The organism is Flavobacterium sp., from assembly GCF_035760125.1.
Taxonomy (GTDB): domain Bacteria; phylum Bacteroidota; class Bacteroidia; order Flavobacteriales; family Flavobacteriaceae; genus Flavobacterium.
This window is the reverse complement of sequence record NZ_DASTTN010000302.1, coordinates 1-2,521: the sequence shown is the minus strand read 5'-3', so window position 1 is coordinate 2,521 and position 2,521 is coordinate 1. Positions and strand designations below refer to the sequence as shown.

General features: G+C 34.4%; 2 protein-coding genes. Both read right to left on the bottom strand.

Annotated features, from left to right (window positions below; translation table 11 throughout):
• Nucleotides 1-127 precede the first annotated feature (127 nt).
• The gene (locus tag VFS71_RS10870) at nt 128-1,246 is read right to left on the bottom strand and encodes an efflux RND transporter periplasmic adaptor subunit (RefSeq protein ID WP_326401251.1); all 1,119 of its coding nucleotides are present in this window, start codon (nt 1,244-1,246) and stop codon (nt 128-130) included.
• A 40-nt stretch (nt 1,247-1,286) separates the two neighbouring features.
• Nucleotides 1,287-2,521 (bottom strand): ABC transporter permease (locus VFS71_RS10865; protein ID WP_326401250.1); only part of this gene is annotated, 1,235 nt, incomplete at its 5' end.

The following is a 2,521-nucleotide window of genomic DNA, read 5'->3' as shown; positions in this document are numbered from 1 at the left end:
AATCCAATCAGGAAGATAAAAGCGATACTTATATAATTTATTTTTTTCATTTTTAATGGAATAAAGACGCAGCAAATCCACTGCATATATTTAACTTAATTTGTTTATCAAAAACCTCCCGCAGTAATTAGTTTGGTTTTGCTTCCTCAGTTTTCAAACCTTGATTCCAAACTTTTATTTTATCTGAAGCTTTAATACCGCTTTTCACTTCTACATAAATTCCGTCGCTAACACCCAATGTTATGTCTTTTCTTTGAAACTTTTGTGGACTCGTTTGAATCTCAACATACGGTTTTTGTGTTTTTTTATCAAATTGAACTAATGCTTCTTTTATTGCCTGAACTTGGTCAGCTTTCTCTAATATAATTGAGGCATTCGCACTTAATCCTGCTCTGATAAAAGTATCGTCTCTATTTGTTAATGTCGCTTTAATTTCAAATTGGATAGCTCCATTTTCAGTTTTTCCTTTCGGTGCTATATCGGTCAAAACAGCAGTGAATTTTTTATTTTCAATGGCTCCAACAGTAATTTCAATAGGCATATTTAATTTTATTTTTCCTACTTCAGATTCATCCACTTTACCTACAAAAATCATTCTTCCGACATCAGCAACACTTGCAATAGTAGTTCCTTCATTAAAATTATTGCTTTCAATTACTTGGTTACCCACTTTTACCGGAACATCTAGTACCATTCCATTTACAGTAGAACGAATCAAAGTATTGGCATAATTTCCTAACCCAGAAGCCGTCCCAGTTTTTACGATATCAAATCCTTGTGTCGATGCATAATAATTTTGTTTAGCTTGATTGTAGGCCAATTGTGCAGCATCAAAATCATTTGCAGAAATCACTCCTTTATCAAACAAGGTTTTTTGTCTTTGATATAATTTTTCTTGGTTATCCAATTCAATTTTTGCAGTTTTTACTTGATTTTGTGAATTACTTAAATTAGAAACATTAGCAACAACTTTGATTTTGGCAATCATGTCTCCGGCCTTTACTGATTCTCCAGCTTTTATATATACGGCTTCTATGATTCCGGAAATATTTGGTTTAATCAATACTTCTTCATTAGGTACAATGTTTCCAGTAGCTAGGGTACTTTTCACTATTGTTTTTACTTCCACTTTATCGGTTTCAAAAACAATAGGAGATTCTTGGTTTTTTGCGTACAAATAATATAAAGCTCCAAAGAAAACTATTGCTATTAAAATCAATACGGTTATGGTTACTCCTTTTTTCATTTTATAAATTTTATTCGATTATTATTGTTTTTTGATTGTTTTATTCTGTTCGTAGTGCATCTACTGGTTTAACATTTATGGCAGTTTGTGCTGGAATAAATCCAGCTAATAATCCTGATCCCACTAAAATTAATAAGGCTAAAAAAACTACTGTTAAATCAACACTTGGATTAACAAACATCATCCCATCTGAAGGCATTGATGCCAAAATCATATTCAATATGGCCAGCAATCCTGTTGCTACCGCAATACCAAACATACCAGCTATTATCGTTAGAAAAATTGCTTCTAATAATATTTGGGACCGAATGGCGCCTGGTGTTGCTCCCAATGCCCTTCTGATTCCTATTTCATTGGTTCGTTCTTTTACAACAATTAGCATAATATTTGAAATCCCAATAATACCTGATAACAATACTAAAGTCCCAACAAAATACGCGATGAATGTAAGAACATTAAACAAGTCCTGTACTTTTTGAAATTGAGCAAACAAGTCAAAGTTACCGACAGCTCTTTCATCATCAGGGTGGATAGAATGCCTCTCTCGTATAAAAGCCAAAATTCCTGGGCGAAGTTCAGTAATAGATGCATCATCATTTGCGGTAAGTGCCATCCAGCCTACTTTATCCCCAAAATTGAAGGCTTGTTGAAAAGTGGTGAAAGGGATATAAATATTTTTTTGGTCTTCTTCTGCATTTCCTCCGTTATTACCTTTCTTTTTGTAAACTCCAACCACCATAAAATTGATGCCGTTTATTTTTATGTAAGTACCTATTACTGCTTCGGCATTGCCATACAATTCATGTATTACTCCATTACCTATTATAGCCACTTTGCGTTTTGCCAGTATATCCTGTTGATTAACAAAACGCCCCATAACAATATCCATTTGCTCTTGCTTGACCAATTCCGGATAATCACCGTTAATAGTATAAGCCCCTGTCTTTGTTCCCCTGACCACATTACTCAATCCATTAAAATCACCCAGTCGGTTACGTGGAGAAACATATAATAAATCAGGGAATTTTTGCTTCAAAGCATCAACATCGCTATTTTTAAAATTATAATCTCGAGTTTTAGGCAGTCCTTTGTAGGCCTTTGAGGTAGTTTGTGTCCACATAAACATCGTATTGGTAGCAATACCGTCAAATCCTTTTCTGATACCATTCTCCAATCCTTTAGAAGCTGCCAATAATATCACCAAGATGAATATACCCCAAAACACTCCAAAAGCGGTAAGCAGTGTTCGGAAGGTATTGGCGGTCAGCGCCTCTA